Annotated in this window: 14 protein-coding genes and 1 pseudogene; 2 read left to right on the top strand and 13 right to left on the bottom strand. The window is 55.7% G+C overall.

The features are described 5' to 3' along the window. Positions 1–10: 10 nt before the first annotated feature. From HGBM_RS06885 to HGBM_RS06925, 9 genes are read right to left on the bottom strand one after another with little or no spacing between them, the layout of a single operon-like run. A complete protein-coding gene (locus tag HGBM_RS06885; protein WP_019120359.1) occupies positions 11–967 on the bottom strand; it encodes an ABC transporter ATP-binding protein in 957 nt (318 codons plus the stop codon). Then, a complete protein-coding gene (locus HGBM_RS06890) occupies positions 924–1,967 on the bottom strand; it encodes an ABC transporter ATP-binding protein (protein ID WP_019120360.1) in 1,044 nt (347 codons plus the stop codon). Before HGBM_RS06890 ends, HGBM_RS06885 begins: the two co-directional genes overlap by 44 nt. A gap of 23 nt (positions 1,968–1,990) precedes the next feature. Continuing rightward, a complete protein-coding gene (locus HGBM_RS06895) occupies positions 1,991–2,887 on the bottom strand; it encodes an ABC transporter permease (RefSeq protein ID WP_019120361.1) in 897 nt (298 codons plus the stop codon). 17 nt (positions 2,888–2,904) lie between these two features. Continuing rightward, complete coding sequence (locus HGBM_RS06900; protein WP_019120362.1) at positions 2,905–3,855, bottom strand: ABC transporter permease; 951 nt, start codon at positions 3,853–3,855, stop codon at positions 2,905–2,907. 27 nt (positions 3,856–3,882) lie between these two features. Beyond that, positions 3,883–5,484: an ABC transporter substrate-binding protein gene (locus tag HGBM_RS06905; RefSeq protein WP_019120363.1), complete on the bottom strand. Its 1,602-nt coding sequence runs from the start codon at positions 5,482–5,484 to the stop codon at positions 3,883–3,885. A 25-nt stretch (positions 5,485–5,509) separates the two neighbouring features. Further along, positions 5,510–6,631, bottom strand: a complete 1,122-nt coding sequence (locus tag HGBM_RS06910) for an alanine racemase (RefSeq protein WP_019120364.1) — start codon at positions 6,629–6,631, stop codon at positions 5,510–5,512. Further along, positions 6,624–7,964, bottom strand: a complete 1,341-nt coding sequence (locus HGBM_RS06915) for a helix-turn-helix domain-containing protein (protein ID WP_019120365.1) — start codon at positions 7,962–7,964, stop codon at positions 6,624–6,626. The genes HGBM_RS06910 and HGBM_RS06915 overlap by 8 nt, the downstream gene beginning before the upstream one ends. Positions 7,965–7,994: 30 nt before the next feature. Further along, positions 7,995–9,602 carry an ABC transporter substrate-binding protein gene (locus HGBM_RS06920; protein ID WP_019120366.1) on the bottom strand — a complete coding sequence of 536 codons (1,608 nt, stop codon included), beginning with the start codon at positions 9,600–9,602 and terminating at the stop codon, positions 7,995–7,997. Position 9,603: 1 nt separating this feature from the next. Continuing rightward, entirely contained in the window at positions 9,604–11,190 is a 1,587-nt protein-coding gene (locus HGBM_RS06925) for an N-acyl-D-amino-acid deacylase family protein (protein WP_019120367.1), read from the bottom strand. A gap of 352 nt (positions 11,191–11,542) precedes the next feature. Here HGBM_RS06925 and HGBM_RS06930 point away from each other — a divergent pair, with 352 nt between their 5' ends. Together HGBM_RS06930 and HGBM_RS26850 are read left to right on the top strand one after the other, a co-directional pair. After that, positions 11,543–12,175: a LysE family translocator gene (locus HGBM_RS06930; protein ID WP_035286625.1), complete on the top strand. Its 633-nt coding sequence runs from the start codon at positions 11,543–11,545 to the stop codon at positions 12,173–12,175. A gap of 139 nt (positions 12,176–12,314) precedes the next feature. Further along, a pseudogene (locus tag HGBM_RS26850) lies at positions 12,315–13,080 on the top strand (MerR family transcriptional regulator). 62 nt (positions 13,081–13,142) lie between these two features. Here HGBM_RS26850 and HGBM_RS06940 read toward each other — a convergent pair. The 4 genes from HGBM_RS06940 to HGBM_RS06955 form a co-directional block, all read right to left on the bottom strand. After that, positions 13,143–14,540: a sodium:solute symporter family transporter gene (locus HGBM_RS06940; RefSeq protein ID WP_019120369.1), complete on the bottom strand. Its 1,398-nt coding sequence runs from the start codon at positions 14,538–14,540 to the stop codon at positions 13,143–13,145. A 30-nt stretch (positions 14,541–14,570) separates the two neighbouring features. Then, positions 14,571–15,530, bottom strand: a complete 960-nt coding sequence (speB, locus tag HGBM_RS06945; protein WP_019120370.1) for an agmatinase — start codon at positions 15,528–15,530, stop codon at positions 14,571–14,573. An 83-nt stretch (positions 15,531–15,613) separates the two neighbouring features. Further along, the gene (locus HGBM_RS06950) at positions 15,614–16,987 is read right to left on the bottom strand and encodes a sigma-54 interaction domain-containing protein (protein WP_019120371.1); all 1,374 of its coding nucleotides are present in this window, start codon (positions 16,985–16,987) and stop codon (positions 15,614–15,616) included. A 240-nt stretch (positions 16,988–17,227) separates the two neighbouring features. Further along, a complete protein-coding gene (locus HGBM_RS06955; protein ID WP_019120372.1) occupies positions 17,228–18,178 on the bottom strand; it encodes a nucleoside recognition domain-containing protein in 951 nt (316 codons plus the stop codon). Positions 18,179–18,250: the final 72 nt, after the last annotated feature.

An 18,250-nucleotide genomic window follows, 5' to 3' on the forward strand; every position in this document is an offset into this window, starting at 1 on the left:
ACCCCCTGTGCTAATCGGCGAGGTGGCAGGCAACGCGATGACCTGCAAGGCGCTCCTTCAGCGCGGGAACGGCCTCCTTGCATGCGGGGACAGCAGCCGGGCACCTCGGGTGGAACACGCAGCCGGACGGAAGCTGGATCGGCGAAGGCACATCTCCGGTCAGCACGATCCGCTCCCGCTTCCGCTTGGGATTGGGATGGGGAACGGCGGACAACAATGCCCTCGTATAAGGATGCCGCGGGTGCGTAAACAATTCGTCGGTTGGCGCTTCCTCCACCAAATGCCCCAAATACATGACCCCGACCCGATCCGAGATATGGCGAACGACGCTGAGATCGTGGGCGATAAACAGATAGGTCAGCTGGAGCTCATCCTGAAGCTGTTCCAGCAAATTGATGATTTGCGACTGAATCGAGACATCCAGCGCCGACACCGGTTCGTCGCATACGATAAACCTGGGACTGACGGCAAGGGCTCGAGCCAGAACGATCCGCTGGCGCTGGCCGCCGGAAAACTCATGGGGATACCGATCGTAATGCTCCCGCTGCAGCCCCACTTTATGCAGCAGCTCGTACACCTGCTGTTTGCGCTCCGCTGCCTCGCCGATCCGAAAAATATTCATCGCCTCCTGTATCGCCTTGCCGATCTGAAGCCGCGGATTCAGCGATGAATAGGGATCCTGAAACACAATCTGCATTTCCTTGCGAACCAGGCGCAGTTGTTCATCGCTGTAGGCGGTGATGTCTTCGCCTTTGTAGTACACCTTGCCTGACGTCGGTTCGATCAAGCGAAGAGCCATGCGTCCCGTCGTGCTTTTGCCGCAGCCGGACTCCCCGACTAGCCCGTACGTTTCCCCTTCGGCGATGGACAAGGACAGGTTGCTTACCGCCTTGACCTCTGACTTCGTGCGGAAGCAGCCGCCTTTAACCGGAAAGCGTTTCACGGCGTTCTCGAGTTTCAAAAGCAAGCTCCATCCCTCCTTCCAAGCTCAATTTATCCTGATGCCAGCAGCGCACCTTGTGGTCTCGTCCCGCCTCGGTCAGGTCCGGAGCCTGATCAAAGCACAGCCGATCGGCGTACGGGCACCTTTGGGCGAAGCGGCAGCCCTGGGGAATCTGATGCAGGGAGGGCACCATCCCTTCGATCACGTGCAGTTTTTCGCTGCGGTTGCCCTCCAATGTGGGGATGGATCGCAGCAACCCGACCGTATAAGGATGTTTGGGATGCTCAAACAGGGTTTCGACCGGCGCTTCTTCCACGATCTGGCCGAGGTACATGACCAAGACCCGGCTGCACACCTCAGCCACAACGCCCAAATCATGCGTGATCAGGATCATTCCCATGTTCAGCCGCTCTTTTACCTCCAGCATCAGATCGAGGATTTGCGCCTGGATCGTCACGTCCAGTGCCGTCGTGGGCTCGTCGGCGATCAACAGCTTGGGCTGGCAGGACAGACCCATCGCAATCATCACGCGCTGCCTCATCCCGCCGGAAAGCTGATGGGGATAGTCGAAGACCCTCTGTTCCGGGGAAGGGATGCCAACCAGCCTCAACATCTCTACCGTTTTTTCCAAAGCCGCTTTTTTGCTTGCCCCCTGATGGCGAATGATCGATTCCGCGATCTGGTCACCAATCGTGAGGACGGGATTCAACGAGCTCATCGGGTCCTGGAAAATCATCGAAATCCGATTGCCGCGTATTTTCTGAATCTCTTCCAAAGACATTGTGAGCAGGTTTTTTCCCTCGAAGTTGATCTCTCCTTCCAGTCTGGTGCCGCTGTGCTTCCCAAACAGTCTGAGGATCGACAGAGAGGTTACGCTTTTCCCGCAGCCGGATTCCCCGACCAGGCCCACTGTCTCTCCGGCGTAAACCTGAAAGGATACCCCGTCCACCGCTGTCACTTCGCCCCTCTCGGTCGGGAACCGGGTCCGCAGATGCTTCACGTCGAGCAAGGGAGTCCTGTTCATCCAATCCCCTCCTTCCACAGGTTTTATCTTTTCGCCTTATTTGTATGCGGGTCCAGTAAATCTCTCAGGCCGTCCCCCAGCAGGTTCAACCCCAGCACGGTGATCATGATGGCAATGCCGGGAAATACCGTCATCCACCAGGCCTGTTTGAGCAGGGTTCTGCCGTCGTTCAAAATATTGCCCCAACTCGGTTCAGGCGGCGGTGTCCCGGCCCCGAGAAAACTTAAAGACGCTTCGATGATCACGGCGTAGGCGAAAATGAAGGTTGCCTGGATGATCAGCGGCGACAGGCAATTGGGCGCCATGTGCCGCCAGATGATGCGCTGCGCCTTCCCGCCGAGCGCGCGAATCGCTTCGATGTAGGTCTGTTCTCTGACGGTGATCGCCGCCGATCTGACGGCCCGGGCCACGGTCGGCGTGTAGACGACGCTGAGCGCCACAATCACATTGCTCATCTTCGGGCCGAGAGCCGCCATGATCGCGATCGCCAGCAGGATCGCGGGAAACGCCATCAGGCCGTCGTTTATCCGCATCAGCAGATTGTCCAGCCGTCGGTAGTAGGCGGAGTAGAGGCCAAACAACAGGCCGATCGCCGAAGTGATCGCCACGACCGAAAAGCCGACCAGCATCGAGATCCGGCTGCCGTAAACCACCCGGCTGAATACATCCCTGCCGAAATCGTCCGTCCCAAACCAATGGCTGGAGCCCGGCGGCTTCAGGCGGTCCTGTACCATCATTTCCAAAGGATCATAGGAAGTGAGCAGGGGAGCCAGCAGGCAGACCAATGCGATGCACGCGACCAGGATACTGCCGGTGACAGCCAGGCGATTGGCCAGAAAGCGGCGAATCAGAATGCTCCTGCGCCCTCTCGCATGAGAAGCGGTTGTGGTGCCGGTGATCGTCACAGAAGAGGTTTCCATCGTTTTCCACCTTCTCTTTAGCTTTTATCGTAGCGGACTCTGGGATCGATATAGGCGTACAGCAGATCAACAAGCAGATTGATCAATACATACGCTGCCGCAATCAGCAAGACGGCGCCTTGAATGACTTCGTAATCCCGCCTCAGCACAGAATTGACGATCAGCTTGCCAATCCCCGGAATATTAAACACGGTTTCGGTCACGACCGCCCCGCCGATCAGGGTGGCAAAGGAAAGTCCGATTACGGTCACGATCGGTATCATCGCGTTGCGCAAGGCGTGTTTGTACGTCACCACCCTCAGCTTCAACCCTTTTGCTTCCGCTGTGCGGATAAAGTTTTCGTTGAGGACCTCCAGCATGGATGACCTGGTCATGCGGGCGATGAGCGCACCCTGCATGATTCCCAACGAGACAGCCGGCATGATCAGGTATTTCAGGTGATTTGCCAGGCCGCTGGACAAGGGTTGGTATCCCGCCGCCGGCAGCCAGTTTAACTGGACGGCGAACAGCAGAATCAGATTCAGCCCGATCCAGAAGCTGGGCAGGGAAATCCCCAGCAATGCCAGCATCATAAACGATTGGTCCATCCAGGAGCCTCGCCGGTTCGCAGCCATCACCCCGAGCGGGATCGCAAAGAGTACGGCAATCACCTCGGCGATCAAGGTGAGCGAAACCGTAGGACCCAGGTGCTCCCAGATTGCCTGTGTCACCGGCATGTCCATAAAGATGGACCAGCCCAAATTCCCCTGCAGCACCCCGAGGATCCAATGTCCGAATTGGCTGTAAATGGGCAGATTGAGGCCGAGCTGGTCGCGCAGCTTCGCCAATTCTTCCTCGGTCGCCTGTGATCCTAACATCACCGCGGCAGGGTCGCCGGGAGTGAGGTGAATGATGATGAAATCGACTACGGCTACAACCAAAAGCACGGGTAACAGCGACACGATCCGCTTCAAAATGTATTTTCCCACGTCCGCCTTGCCCTCCGTTCTTCGTGATTATTGGACGGAAACGTTCCAGAAGTGCAGGTCCATAAAGAACGCAAAGCCCTTGACGTACTTGCGATGGGCGACAAGGCCGTGCATGTCTCCCAGCTTGATGACCGGCACTTCCTGCCAATACAGCTCTTGAACCTGTTCAAACAGCTTTTTTTCCGCTTCGAAGTCGAGCGTTGCCCGCATCTCGTCAAGCAGCTGATCCATCTGCGGATTGCTGTACCACCCTGGCCACTGGTTGCGGGAGTCCAGGTAAAACGTCTGCGTGGGATCGGTGAAGACCGAAAAGAAGGTGAAGAAGATATCCCAGGCTTTTTCATCAGAGCGCTTGCTGACCAAGGTCGGCCAATCGTAGATTTCCAGATTTACCTTTATGCCGGCCTTTTCCAGCTGGTCCATCACCAGAAGCGCCGTCTTATAGAGAAAATCGTAATCTCTCGTGCCCAGGATCGTAATCGGCTCGCCGTTGTAGCCGGCTTCGCGCAGGAGCTGCTTGGCTTTTTCCGGATTCTTCTGGTTGAATTGCTCCTTGCCGCTGTCGACGTACCACGCCTGCTCCCGGTACACCAAGCCGGGGTCGAGGCGATAAAAGTCGGGGTTGCCCGTTGCCGCCATCATGATGCTGTCCAGATCCAGCGCAGCATTGACCGCTTGCCGCATCTTGACGTCGGAGAACAGCCGGCTCTTCGCGTTAAACACCAGGCCGTTGTAGCGCCGGGGTTTGGTGATCTCAGTCACAAGATTGGGATCGCCTTTGAGCATGTCGTAGTTGTCGAAGGGAATTTCGTCGGCAAAATCGTACTCCCCCGATTGAACCCCTGCCACTCGCGTCGCCGCATCTGGCACGGGGATAAAATACAGGTCGTCGACAAGCGCCTCCCTTTTACCGGCTAGTCCACTGGGCGGCTGGGGCACCGGCTGGTAGTCAGCGAACTTCTTCAGATGGATGTACTGATCCTGCTTCCAATCGGCGAATTGGAACGGGCCTGTCCCGATATACTCCTTCACCCCGTCCTCACCGGCAGCGGCAATCACCTCTTCCGGCATAATCGCCGCTCCCTGCTGCGGATACGCCAGGGCGGGCAGCACAGCGCTGGAAGGCTGGGGCAGCTTGATTTGGACGGTTTCACTGTCTTTTGCGGAAACGGTCGCAGTGGCCAGAGCTGAGCGACCGATCGAAGAAAGCTCTTTCCAACGGTTTAGAGAAGCTACGACATCGCTTGCCGTCAGCGTTTTTCCGTTGTGGAATTTGATCTGGCGGCGAAGCGGCAGTGTAATGGTTTTGCCGTCTTCACTCACCTCGATTGTTTCCGCCAGCATCGGCACTACCTTGTAGTCCTGATCCAACGTGACCAGGAATTCAAAGATGTGCCAGCTAACCTGCTGCGTGGCAACCGCTGTCGTCTTGTGCAGATCAAGCGTCGGCGGCGCCACGGACAGGGCGACCTTCAGTTCATTTTTTTCCTTGGCGGCGGCTGCCGCCGGATGGTCTGTCGGCTGGCCGGCTGCCCCGTCGGACGAGCCCTGGGTAGAGGTAGATGACGAGCAGCCGATCAAAGAAACCAGCAGCGCGATCGTCAGGCACAACGAAAACCATTTGTTCACTTGTTTGACCCCCTTCGTTATGGCGTTACTGGACTTTTCCCCTGGCGTCGACCTTCCATTCGCCTACGACTGTTCCCCGGCGGTGCAGCACATAGCTGTCAAACAAGTTGGCAACCGTACAGGCGTGATTGGGGATGATCTGCACCCGGTCACCAAGAGTCAGCTCGGTGGCTGAGTGGATCTCCGCGATTCCGTGCTCTTCTGACAATCTGGACAGAAACACCTCAGGATGCCCTACGACGTGCCCAAAGCCTTTTACCGTCGCATTGCCGTGAGCCCCCTGCTCCAGCGAGAGGGACTTGCTGCCTGTGTCGAGGACCAGTCTGTCGTTTCCGTGCATGCTGACGACGCTGCCGAGGACGCTTAAGGCGCACTGCTCAAACGTCGCTGTGCCAAGTCCGACCTGTACCGCATCGAAAAAGACGGCGTTGCCCGGCCTTATCTCCGTGATTCCCGGCACTCTGCCGCAATAGCGAAACGTCGGCGTGGAGCCTGCGCTGCGGTGCTTGATCAAAATTCCTTCCCTCTCGCACCAGTCCGCACTCTCCGCCACTGCCTGCCCTTCCAGCCGGCCGATCTCTTCGATCTTCGCGATGGAATCAGCGGCATAGGAGTGGCCGGCATGGGTAAACAGGCCCGTCAACCGCAGGTTAGGGTGCTTCGAGACCGCCTTTGCCAGATCAACGGTCTCCCGGCCAGGCTCTACACCGCAGCGCCGCAGACCGGAGTCAATCTTGATCCAGACGTCGAGAACCACCGAAGATTCCGCCAAAAACTGTTGAATCCACTCGGCTTGCCGGGGATGGTCGACAGCAATCGTCACTTTGGCCAGCGGCAGCAGCGCGACTGTTTTTTTCAGCTTCATCGGGGAAAACAGGGGGTAGGCGATCAGGATGTCCCCGATCCCGGCCCTGGCCATCACCTCCGCCTCCGATACCTTCGCCACGGTGACACCGACGGCGCCAAGGGCGATTTGTCTTTTGGCGATCTCTACGCATTTATGCGTTTTGATATGGGGACGCCAGCAAATCTGCTGCTCGTTTGCAAATGCGGCGATCTGCTGCAGATTTTTTTCCATGATGTCCAGATCAAGCAACAGCGAGGGAGTGTCCACCTGTTCCATCAACGCTGACTGTTTTTCATTCATTCCATTCACCCTCACTCATTTTTTGATTCAGCTTTAGTTGGTAGATCTGTCTGGGCCTGCCTTTGCAGACAGGCTGCTCCTCTCCTACAACTTCGGCCAACCCGGCTTGTTCCAACGTGCTGAGGATTCTGCGCGCGCTGCGAACCGCAATGCCAAATCCGTGGGCCAACTCCGCCGCGGTCATCTGGTAACTGTCGCAGCCCTCACAATAGGAGATGAGCCGGTTGATCGTTGCGACACTCAGACCCGCTTGCTGTGCGAGGTAAATCCGCTTTGGATCATCGCTGCGAACGGAATACTCCAATTGAGATTCCTTTCCCAACGGCCCCAGCACATGTCCGTCCTGCATCACGAGATAGCAGTTTCCTCCTCCTCCCGACTTGGCCTTGGCCAGCGCCTCCCTCGCCTTGTGCTCGGCTTCGTTGGCGGTCCGGCCAAAGCCGATGCCGATGCTCGCTTTCACTTGCAAACGGTAGACAATTTGATCCAACAACGGGTAGCGGCTGAAATTATGCGTTGTCCGTTCAATGACCCCGCGCGTCGTCACAAACGTAATTTCATCGCGGCTCGACCAATTCATCAAAGCTTGGGTTTCCTCGCTGTAATCGATTAACACCTGTTGAATCGACAGCTTTTTCCGCTGGATGTCGTACTCTGAATCGCTGCGGTTCTGGAAGCCTTCCACGCTGATGATGCCGATCGCCAACTGGGTATCGCTAAAGTAGACGCTTTTTCCTTCCAACTCCGCCCGCTGCAGGCAGTCGGTGATGGACGATTTCGTCGGGATGATGCGATAACAGGGAACACCCCATTCGACCAGCCGCTTGTAAACGGCCGTAACGCAGGTCAGGACGGCGTCTACTTTTTGCTCCCGCCACAATTCATAGTGAAAGCGCAGGATGTCATCCGTATTTTGCCCGGTGTGATACTCCATGACGAACATCTCATCCACATCGAGTTCCAGTTCGTCCAGCCTCTCCTCGATCTCCTCCCTCCTTAAAATATCGATGCTGAACCGTAATCGTTCGCTTTTGTGATTGCATCTGTTCTCCCTTACCAATTGAAAGAATACGCGGTACAGGCTCGTTCCGTTATGCGGCAGGTACAGCATCGGTTTGTGTTCTTCTACATGTTCCAAGGCAAGCTGGTAAGGGATCGGTCCGGCGAAGAGCAGCACTTCGACCTGGTCTTTCCATCTGCGGACGATGTCCTGCGTTTCCTGTACGTCTTTGTAGCTGCACGGGTACGGCTTCAGGGCCGGAAATGCCTTCGCTACCTGCAGTACTTCATGCACCAAATCGGAAGGACCGATCACGGCAATTTTGATTTCCATATCTCTCCACTTTGTCTAGCCTGATATCGTCTACTCCAGCGATACATTCCAGAAGGAAGTGTCATAAAAGTAATGATAGCCCTTCAGGTTTTTCCTGTACGCGGATAAACCGTGCATGTCTCCCAGCTTGATGGCCGGGACATCATCCCAGAACAGGCTTTGCACCTGTCTGAACAGGGCTTTTTGCTCGTCAAAGCTTGCCGAGGCGCGGATCTGGTCCAGCAGTTGGTCCATCCTCGGATTGTTGTACCACCCGGCGTACTGGTTGCGCGAGTCGAGAAAAATCGGCTGTGTCGGATTGGTGTAGATGGGGAAGTACGTAAAATAGATGTCCCAAACCTTGTCATCCGAGCGCTTCTGGATCAGGGTCGGCCAGTCGTAAATCTCCAGATTGACAGTCGCCCCCAGCTTTTCCAGCTGATCTTTTACGACTACCGCCGCCTTGTACAAAAATTCGTAGTCGCGGGTTCCGAGGATCGTAATCGGCTCTCCCTTGTACCCCGCTTCCGCCAGCAGTTGTTTCGCCTTTTCGGTATCCTTCTGATTGTACTGTTCTTTGCCGTCTTCCACATACCAGACTTGCTCCGGGTACATCAGGCCGTGGTCCAGCCGGTAAAATTCGGGATTGCCCGTCGCGGCCATCATCACCGTATCCAGGTCCAGCCCGGCATTCACCGCCTGGCGCGCTTTCTTATTGGCGAACAGCCGGCTCTTGTTGTTGAACATCAGGCCCAGCCACCTGCGCGGCTTGGAGATCGACGCCTCCAGATTGGGATCGTCCTTCACCAGATCGTAGTTGTCAATCGGAATATCGTCGGTAAAATCGTATTCACCCGATTGAATCCCGGCCACCCGGGTCGCCGCGTCCGTCACGGGGATAAAGTATAAATCGTTTACCAGTGCTTGTTTTTTTCCCGCCCTCCCGCTAGGCGGCTGGTCAACAGGGAGGTAACCGTCGTATTTTTGCAGGTGGATGTACTGATCCTGTTTCCATTCCACAAATTTAAACGGCCCCGTTCCGATGTATTCCTTGACCCCGGTATCGTCTGCTGCCTCGATCACTTCTTTCGGCATGATCGCCGCCCCTTGCTGCGGAAACGCCATCGAGGAGAGCACGAATTGGCTGGAAGGGCCCGCGGAATCCAGCGCGATCTCGATAGTCCGGGAATCTTTAGCCGTGATCACGGCATGTTCGATCGACGCTTTTCCGTTGTTTGAAAGTTCTTTCCATCTGTTGAGAGAGGCGATCACATCGTCCGTGGTAACATCCTTGCCGTTGTGAAATTTCAAGCCCTCCCGCAGCGTAAATGAGATCTTTTTCCCGTCTTCGCTCACGTCAATCGTCTCAGCCAGCAGCGGCGCCACTTGATACTGCTCGTCCAATGTGACCAGCGATTCAAAGATATGCCAGCCGATCTGCACAGCCGCTACCGCCGTCGTCTTCAGCAGATCGAGCGATGGCGGAGACACAGAGATGGCGACGCGGAGCTTCTCCTGCTTGCCGGCGGCGGCAGAGGGGGCACTGCCGCTGCCGGGTTGGCTGCCATCCTGCGGAGCCGCCTCCTGTGCCGGGGAGCAGGCTGTCGTGACCAGGACGAATAACGCGAGCAGCGCATGCAAAATCTTGTGTTTTCTCATGTCAGTCCTCCTTTCGTCTCAGTACCTGGCCGGCTGTTGCCCCTGTGTACGCTCCATTCGCGACCGCCGCCTGGCCGTTCACGAATACATAATGGATGCCGACCGGCTCCAACAAGGGCTGTTCATACGTCGACCGGTCCAAAACTGTGTGGGGATCAAAAATGACGACATCCGCCCAGTACCCCTCGCGCAAAAGTCCCCGATCGCGCAGCCTGAGCAGTTGGGCAGGTGCGCCTGTCATCTTCCGGACCGCTTCCCAGATGGGAAACGCCCTTTTTTCCCGCGAATAGCGGCCCAACACCCGGGGAAAAGTCCCCGTCAGGCGCGGATGGGGTTTGCCGCCAAATACCCCGTCTGAGCCGACCAACTGCAAGGGATGCTTCATCCCGTGCATGATATCCTCCTCTTCTCCCCAGTGAATGATCATCGTGACGCCTCCCTGCTCTTCCAGCAGCAGATCACAGGCGGCATCGGTCGGTTCCACCCCCCGTTCGGCGGCGATCTGCATGACGCTTTTTCCTTCCAGAGAGCGGTTTTTCTCTGTGGAAACGGAAGCGATCACCAGGTTTCCCCAGCCGTTATTGCGTACCGTATTGTCAAAGCTCGCGTCGTGAAGCAGGTCGTGCTTGATTTGTTCGCGGACCCCGGGGTCTTGCAGGCGCTCCAGCATCCGCTCGGTGCCGCCGTCGTGGACCCACGGGGGCAAAAACGCGTGAAAGACGGTGGAGCCGGCCGTGTACGGATACTGATCAAACGTCACCTCAATCCCTTCCTCCCGGGCCGCATCCAGTTTGGCCAGCGCAGGCTGGAGCTTGTCCCGGTTGATGCTCCCGCTGACCTTAAAATGGGAGACGTGCAGACGCACGCCCGATCGGCGCGCTACATCGATCACTTCGTCCAGAGCTTCCAGAGACAGGTTGCTCTCATTGCGAATGTGGACGACGAAACATCCGTCGTATTTGGCGGCGCTGGTGCAGAGCGCGACCAGTTCGTCCTTGTTGGCGTAGACGCAAGGCGGATATTGGATGCCCGTCGAGATGCCGAACGCGCCCTGGCGCATCCCCTCCTCTACCAGCAGGCACATCTGATCCAGTTCATCCCGGGTGGCTTCGCGCCCCGCAAATCCCATCACCAGCGTGCGAACCGCGCCGTGCGGAACCAGATACGCTGCGTTTCCGTTCAGTCGGGTCGTCTCCAGAAACTGCAGGTATTCTTCCACCGAATGCCACGGCCAATCTCCAATGTCGCCGTTCAGCCCCTTCAGCTGTTTCTGCCATAGCGGCTTCGTCTGCCCGGAGACCGGCGCGACAGAGATGCCGTCCTGGCCGAACAGTTCCGTCGTAACGCCCTGCAGCACCTTCACTTTGTGAATCTGGGGCCGGGTGCACAGCAAATCGGAGTGTACATGCGTATCGATAAATCCGGGTGCGACCACCATTCCGGCGGCATCAATCTCCAGCTCTCCCCGGGATTCCTCCAACCTGCCCAGCTTGACGATTCTCCCTCCTGAAATCCCGACATCCAGCCGGGTCCACGGATTGCCGGTGCCGTCACAAAGGAAGCCGCCTTTCATTACGATGTCGTACACGTTATTCCCCCTCTGCGCGAAGTAATATACAGAATATTAAAATTTACCTTAATGTTACGAACGAAGGTTATCTTCGGTCAACGTCCGTTAATGGACCGTAATTTACCCGACTTGAGCCGAACTGAGTGGACTTGCCAGACCCGCGCCATGAAAAAAGCTGCAGACAGACTTACCGTCAACAGCTTTCTTCGCGGTGCCGTTCTCACGGTCATTGCTAAACAGCGCTGCTCTTCATGTGCCCCACTCCTTGTTTTTTGCCGCAGCTGACGGCGACGCAGGATTGTTTTCGTTGACTGACCATGCAGCGGCATTGTATTTTGAAAACAAAAACAGCACGTCGGGAGTGGGATCAATGCAAAATGTATACCTATTTGTCCTGATGTCCATTTTCCTTATTATTTTGCCTGGCCCGGACACCGGATTGGTCACCCAAAACACGATTGCCCACGGAAGGGCAGGCGGGATGAAAACGATTCTAGGCATTTCTTCCGGGCTGACGATTCATACGTTGGCAGCGGTTTTCGGGCTTTCAGCTATGATCGTAAAATCAGCGGTCGTGTTCTCGATTTTTAAGTATCTGGGGGCTGTATATCTCATCTACCTTGGCGTGACGTCGCTTAGGTCCCTGCGGAAGGAAAAAGCCGTTTCCACGGAAAATGATCGCGTTGCCTATTCGAAATATCAAACCGCCTCCCCCTTTCGCCAAGGCTTTCTTACCGATCTCCTCAATCCGAAAGTGGCTGTCTTTTTCCTTACCTTTCTTCCGCAGTTTTTGAAGCTGGGCAGCGACCCCCTCTGGCCATTTCTGATCATGGGTATGACTTATACCGCTCTGACGGTGATTTGGCTTTTCCTGTATGTGTATTTGATTGATTATTTCAGCAGGTGGATGAAACAGCCGTCCACGCAGCGTGCCATTCAAAAAATCACCGGATTGGTTCTGGTGGCCTTCGGAATCAAGCTTGCCCTGGAACACAGGCCGTAAATGGAATAAGTCCGCCATCAGCCACCACTGATACGGTGGCTATTCTTTTGGATAAAACCAGATCGAACTTTTTTTAGAAAAAGGGATTGACCCTCACGTTACGTAAAGGAGTACGATTTTCATGTCAGGAGGTGAGCACATGGAATACACCGTGCAGAAGCTTGGTCAATTGGCCAAAGTCAGCACCAGAACACTCCGGTACTACGATGAGATTGGCATCCTTAAGCCGGCGAGGATCAACTCGTCAGGGTACCGGATTTACGGTCAGGCGGAAGTGGATCGACTGCAGCAAATCCTGTTCTACAGAGAACTGGGCGTCAGCCTGGACCGGATCAAAGAAATCATCACCGACCCTTCCTTTGACAAAGCCAAAGCCCTTGCGGAGCATCGGGCCCAACTCCTCGACAAAAGAAGGCAATTGGATTTGCTGATCGCCAATGTAGAAAAAACCATCGCCTTGACAGAAGGGAGGGCGACCATGACCGATAAGGAGAAGTTCGAAGGTTTCAAGCAGCGGTTGATCGATGAGAACGAGAAAAAGTACGGGAAAGAAATCCGCGAAAAAATACGGAGACGATACCATGAACTGGTCCAATGAAAAGCTGAAGAACATGACACAAGAGGAGTATGAAGAAGTGACGCGACTCGAGAAGAAGATGCTCGACTCGTTAGCGGAAGCCCTCAAAGACGGCGATCCCGCCAGCGACACCGCTCAAAGGGCGGCGGACTTGCACAAGCAGTGGCTGACCTATTACTGGAAGGAGTACAGCAAAGAAGCGCATGCGGGCCTGGCTCAAATGTACGTAGATGACGAACGGTTCAAGGCCTACTACGACAAACAGCAGCCGGGTACGGCGGAATTTCTCAGGGATGCCGTCTACATCTACACGGGGCAGAAGAAATAGTTCGTGGCAAAAGGGGCTGGCCGGGTCAAATGACCACGGCGCAGCCCCTGTTTTGACTTGCCTTACAACGATGCCTTGTCATCAACCGGATTGGGGGCAAAAAGCCATGTGCCAATCAGCATGGTAATGCCGGAAGCCGCCACGCCCAGCACGATGGCATTGAGCGACGACAAGCCTTCGATGATCAAATCGGCGATCACGACAATGGAACTGACCGTCATCGACAGGAGTGCCACCCGTGCAGTCACCCTTTTCCAGAAAAAAGCGGCGAGGATCGGGATAAATACGCTGCCTGACAGCAAGGCGTACGCCACATCCAAAGCGACCACGATATTCTTCAGCCAGGCGGCGATGAGGATCGCGGCTGCTCCGGCTGCCAGCAGTACCAGCCGGGTCATGTTCAGTTTCTCTTTGTCACTGTACGCTTTTTTCGCATAGGGCAAATACAGGTCGTTGACGATCACCGTCGCCGAGGCCATGATCGTGCCCGAAGCGGTCGACATCACCGCAGAAGCTACCGCGGCCAGCACCAGCCCGAACAGCCCTGCGGGAAGGTACTTCATCGCCAGTTGGGGAATCGCCTGCTGGGGGTCGGCCAATCCCGGCATCAGCACGCTGGCCGTCATGCCGATGAGCGCGCCCGAGACGGCGTAGATGATGCAGTATATCCCGGCAAAGATCGTCCCTTTCGTTAAAACGCTTTCATTTTTTGCCGTAAAGGCCCGCTGCCAGATGTCCTGCCCGATCATCATGCCAAAAAAGTACAGGAGGAAGTAGGAAAAAATCCGCGACGCTCCAAGATTGGTGATGCTCAAATAGGATGGATCCACCTTTTCCAGCAAGCCGCCGACACCGCCCGCATGGTACAGCCCGATGGGCAGCAGCAGGCAGATCAGTCCGACGGTCATGACCCAAAACTGGATCACGTCCGTCAAGGTGACGGCCCACATGCCGCCGAGAACGGTGTACAAAAGAACGATGCAGCCGCCGACAATGATCGCTGTCGTGTCGTCAAAGCCAAACAGCGTCGATAAAATGATCCCCATGGCGATAATCCCGGTGACGCAGACCATCAAGTCGTAAACAGCCATGACCACGGCGCTGATCGCCCGGCTGCCGGCGCCAAACCGCTTTCCGAGCAGTTCGCTGACACTGTAGACGTTGGCCCGGCTGAGCTGCTTGGAAAACAGCAGGCCCATGCCAATGATCCCGAGGCCGATCATCACCACCAGCCACATGCCGGAAATCCCGTAGGTGTACCCCAATCCCGAACCGCCAAGCGTGGACGCGCCGCCCAGAACCACTGCCGCCATGGCGGGTACGTACAGACCATAGCCCAGCCGGCTGCCGGCGATCAAGAAATCGCGGTGATTTTTGACGGACCGGATGCTGGCAAATCCGATCGTCGCCAATACGGCCAAATACAGCACCATCACAAACATATCAATCCCGTTTGCCATCTCGCTCCCCCCTAAAATAACAACTTGGAATCAAAGCCCGCCGTTTGCCCGCTTCCCCCATGCGACGAGTGAAATGAATTCATATGCGATATTAGCGGCGGCGAGACTGGTTACCCGGGCTGGGTCCCGGTCGGGGAGAACTTCTACGACGTCAAAGCCGACAATGTGGAGTCCGGTCAGATTTCTGACGTACTGCTGCGCCTCAAATGTGGCAAATCCGCCGATCTCCGGCGTACCTGTCCCCGGAGCGTAAACCGGGTCCAAAAAGTCCACGTCGAACGAGACAAACACAGGGTTGTCGCCAACGCGCTGCACGATCGCCTCCCGCAGTTCTTTTGGCGTAAGCTGCCTGAGCTGGTCCGTCGTAATGATCCTGTAGCCCAGGGCTTCTCCGTCTTTCAGATCGCTCGGCCCGTACAAGCTTCCTCTCATCCCGATCTGGATGGAGCGGCTCGGATCGACCAGTTCTTCTTCCGCAGCCCGCCGGAATACGGTCCCATGGGTGTACTTTTTGCCGAAGTAGGCATCCCAGGTGTCGCCGTGGGAATCGAAATGAACCAGGCTTACCTTGCCGTACTGTTTGGCCATCGCCCTGAGGTGCGGCAGCGTGACGGAGTGATCGCCGCCGATGAGAATCGGAACCACCCGGTGCTTAAGCAGTTTGGCCAGCTGCTCTTCAATCAATTGGTACGATTCCTCGATGTAACCGGGGTTGACGGCGAAATCTCCGTAATCAACGCCTGAGCAATACGCGAAGATATCGATATCCAGTCCAGGGTTGTACGGGCGCAGCAGCGAAGACATGGAGCGTACAGCTTCCGGTCCAAACCGCGTGCCGACGGCAAAGCTTCCGCCCGTATCGAACGGGACGCCGACGACGGCAAAGTCGATCTCCTCCTCTGTTCTGACGTGGGGAAGCCGCATAAATGTCTTGACACCGGTAAAACGGGGTGATTGCTGTGAATCGACGGGTGCATACTTGTGAACCATAACGTTCCCTCCTTCGTGAATGTACGGCTCTAAGTAAGCAATCGTCGTGCCAGTGCGGAAGATCGGCCAAAATCGCCAGCGTACTAGTCATTTTTGACTAGGCGATTCTTGACGTACTTGTTGATTTTACGGTTCGCCGTCGACTGGCTGATCCCCAGCTGCCTGGCGAGCATGACGCTGCTCGGATACTTGTGGTACATCCAGGTGATAAACTCCTTTTCGACCGCTTCCATATAGCGGTCAAATCCGAGCGCTTCCCCCTCGTGCATCACGTGCTTTTCTTCGATGAGTTCCTGGTTCAGATCGATAAACGGACCGTTCGAGGTGATCATCGCCTTTTCGATAAAATTGCGCAGCTCCCTGACGTTCCCTGGCCACTCCTGCTGAATCAGCCAGGCGACAAAGCTCGGGGCAAACTGTTTGCTCAGCTTGTACTTGGCATTGAACTCCTCGGTTATCTCATAGATGAGCGAGACGATCTCCTCCCTGCGTTCCCGGAGCGGCGGAATCACGATCTTGATCACGTTGATCCGGTAGTAGAGGTCTTCTCTGAATTTCCTCTCTTTGACCAACTGCTCCAAATTTTGATTGGTGGCGCAGATAATCCGGCAGTTCAGCCTGATCCTGGTGTTTCCGCCCAACCGGGTGACCGTTTGGTTTTGCAGGACGGACAGCAATTTCACCTGCAGGTTTAGCGGCAGTTCAGCGATCTCGTCGAGGAACAGCGTACCGCGCCCGGCCGCTTCGAAGTATCCGATCCTCCCGCCTTTTTTGGCGCCGGTAAAGGAGCCCTCTTCGTATCCAAACAACTCCGATTCGATCAGTGACTCCGGGATGGCCCCGCAGTTCACTTCGATAAACGGTTCCCCTCTGCGCTCCGATATCTCGTGGATCATGTGGGCCAGCCGGTTTTTCCCCACGCCCGACTCGCCCTCCAGCAGCAGGGTCACGTCGAGATCGGCCACTTTTGCGACGAGGTCCAGCACTTTCTTCATCTTGCCGTTTGACAGGTACAGCCCCTGCACGTTTTTGCTCTTTAACTCGGCGATCTCCTTCTGATACATCAGGATGGTTTTGGCGACCTGGTCATTTCGTTTTTTCAACTGCTCCAGCTCCGTAATATCCCGGGAAAAACTTAACGTTCCGAGCAGTTGACCCTGTTCATCAAAAATAGGAAAAGCCGATACGACCACTGTCCGCCCCGTCCTGGTCTGCTGCACGAGCGTCTCCCGTTCCCTGCTCTTCAACACCAGCGCAGTCACCGAAGGACAGAGGACGCCGGCCTCTTCCAGTGCGAACACATTCTGCTCCAGCATCTCTTTTGCCTCAATCCCGTACAGATCACTGCAGGAAGGGCTGACGGCCAGCACGTTTCCCAAGTGGTCCGTGATGAATATCTCGTCAAACGTATGTTGAATGATCAGCCGCAGCAGCAGCTCCGCATGTTCGTGCAGCATGCTCGTCCCCCCTAGTCATTTCTGAACACATAATATTCAAAAATGACTAAATCGTAAAGTTTTTTGGTCCGAAACGACAAGAGGGGCAGCCGATAACAGCTGCCCCTGGATACTTCCGCTCCATGTTCTCTCCTAAATCACGCTGATGAGGACAACGAGCGCAACCAGTATCGTTCCGCCCACAATGAGTGCTGTATTGCTTGTACTCACACCTTTCCCTCCCCATACCTCCTTTTCCCCTTACAACATCTGCTCCCGCTTTGCCTGCCGCGACCTCGCCTCGACCAGCGACCATATCCTGGCCGTCAAGACGGTGATCGCAAACGCCCCGATCACTCTCAGCAGCAGTAAATACAACACGTTGATCCCCAATGGGACGAACAACAGCGTATCTTCGACCACGGCATGGCAGGCGACCAAAAAAATCGCCGTCAAATACAAGTCCTTTCTGGACAGATTGTCTTCTTTGGCCGCTTGAATGATCACACCGGCGCCGTAGGCGATTCCGAAGGTCAGGCCGGCGATAAATGTCACACCGGTATTTTCCGACACGCCGAGCAGCCGCGTAAACGGGGTAAGCTTGCGAGCCAGGTAAGGCAAAACTTTCAAATCCTTTAACAGTTGAATGCCCAGCATCAGCGGAATGACAATGATCGCCAACTGAACGATCGCCAGGCACGCGGTCTTCACTCCGAGCAGAAAAATGCTGAACCAGCCGTCCACCGCCTGCTGCTGGGGAACCATCCCGTACTGGGCCATCTCTCCCCCGCCATTCCACAGCAGGTGAATCAGCAGTCCCGATACAACGGCTAAACCGAGCCGGACCGTGATGAAAATCCAGCTTTTGACCCCGATTTTGCTGGCGATCGCTGTCTCGATCGGCAAACTGTGAGAAAAACTTAACATGATCGCTAAAATAAAGACCTGTTTTACCTGCAGCGCCATCGTAAACATCGCGCCGATCGCCGCGTACAAGTTGAGCAAATTCCCCAACACCAGGACTACCGCCGCATCTCCTGGAAGTCCAAACATCCCCATCATCGGTTCAAACATGCGGACAATCCAACTGAGCAGCGGGGTGTGCTGCAAGATTGTGACGATCAAAGTTATGGGAAAAATGACTTTTCCCAGTTTGTAGGTTGTGGCAACACCGGTGCTAACACCTTGCCGCCACGTCTCTCTGGTAACCATCCGGCTCCCTCTCTCCGCTTTTTTTCTGTCACTTCGGTTGTATCTGATAACCAAAAGCAGGGTGCCTGGAAG

Source organism: Brevibacillus massiliensis (assembly GCF_000311785.1).
Taxonomy (GTDB): Bacteria; Bacillota; Bacilli; order Brevibacillales; family Brevibacillaceae; genus Brevibacillus_C; species Brevibacillus_C massiliensis.

Excerpts from the sequence above, each read along its gene's own strand:
- HGBM_RS06890 (WP_019120360.1), bottom strand. The coding sequence starts at position 1,967 with ATGAACAGGACTCCCTTGCTCGACGTGAAGCATCTGCGGACCCGGTTC.
- HGBM_RS06895 (WP_019120361.1), bottom strand. The coding sequence starts at position 2,887 with ATGGAAACCTCTTCTGTGACGATCACCGGCACCACAACCGCTTCTCAT.
- HGBM_RS06910 (WP_019120364.1), bottom strand. The coding sequence starts at position 6,631 with ATGAATGAAAAACAGTCAGCGTTGATGGAACAGGTGGACACTCCCTCG.
- HGBM_RS06915 (WP_019120365.1), bottom strand. The coding sequence starts at position 7,964 with ATGGAAATCAAAATTGCCGTGATCGGTCCTTCCGATTTGGTGCATGAA.
- HGBM_RS06920 (WP_019120366.1), bottom strand. The coding sequence starts at position 9,602 with ATGAGAAAACACAAGATTTTGCATGCGCTGCTCGCGTTATTCGTCCTG.
- HGBM_RS06930 (WP_035286625.1), top strand. The coding sequence starts at position 11,543 with ATGCAAAATGTATACCTATTTGTCCTGATGTCCATTTTCCTTATTATT.
- HGBM_RS06940 (WP_019120369.1), bottom strand. The coding sequence starts at position 14,540 with ATGGCAAACGGGATTGATATGTTTGTGATGGTGCTGTATTTGGCCGTA.
- speB (WP_019120370.1), bottom strand. The coding sequence starts at position 15,530 with ATGGTTCACAAGTATGCACCCGTCGATTCACAGCAATCACCCCGTTTT.
- HGBM_RS06950 (WP_019120371.1), bottom strand. The coding sequence starts at position 16,987 with ATGCTGCACGAACATGCGGAGCTGCTGCTGCGGCTGATCATTCAACAT.
- HGBM_RS06955 (WP_019120372.1), bottom strand. The coding sequence starts at position 18,178 with ATGGTTACCAGAGAGACGTGGCGGCAAGGTGTTAGCACCGGTGTTGCC.